Below are 581 nucleotides of genomic sequence, written 5' to 3' on the forward strand. Positions count from 1 at the left end.
CTTATGAATAGAGACCCTATCATTGATGCGACCACGAGTCTCGTCAGTCAGCCTTTGACGGTAAGGTTTGGCTTTACGTCTTAAACACTGCCATAACCCGCCACCTTGTTTCTTGTCTGTCCACAGGTAGCGATAGATACTCATGTGGCTGATACCGCCATGGACGCCTGCTATTTGTTCAGGACTCCAACTCTCTTTAAGCTTGTCTGTAACCCAAGCCCAAACCTCTGAGATGATAGTAAACGCGTTGTTTGCTCGCCGCGATAAAGCTTGTTTCTGGGCATGTTTAGCTCGATAGCCACGCTGGCTTTCATTGCGTGCAAGCTCTCTTGATATGGTGCTGGGACTTCTGTTTAATGCCTTGGCTATAAATTTAATACTGTGTTCGGCCCCTTTAAGGGCATAAATCTGGTATCGTTCCCCTAGGCTTAGATGTGTATAGCTCATGGTTGCAATCTCACTTTGGTGGTGGATAGAAACTGTGATGCTAGCGCATCTAGGCCTCTTTTTCACCTGCTGTTTGAAATTGCACTTCATGTGTTAATCTAAGTAATAAAACAATAAGACTGAGCCATTATGTA

The 581-nt window shown here is 44.9% G+C and carries 1 protein-coding gene; it reads right to left on the reverse strand.

Annotated elements, in window-relative coordinates:
* Positions 1 to 447 (reverse strand): helix-turn-helix domain-containing protein (locus JMX13_RS13635; RefSeq protein WP_201613361.1); only part of this gene is annotated, 447 nt, incomplete at its 3' end.
* Between the last annotated feature and the right edge of the window lie 134 nt (positions 448 to 581).

Source organism: Psychrobacter immobilis (assembly GCF_904846285.1).
GTDB lineage: Bacteria > Pseudomonadota > Gammaproteobacteria > Pseudomonadales > Moraxellaceae > Psychrobacter > Psychrobacter immobilis_D.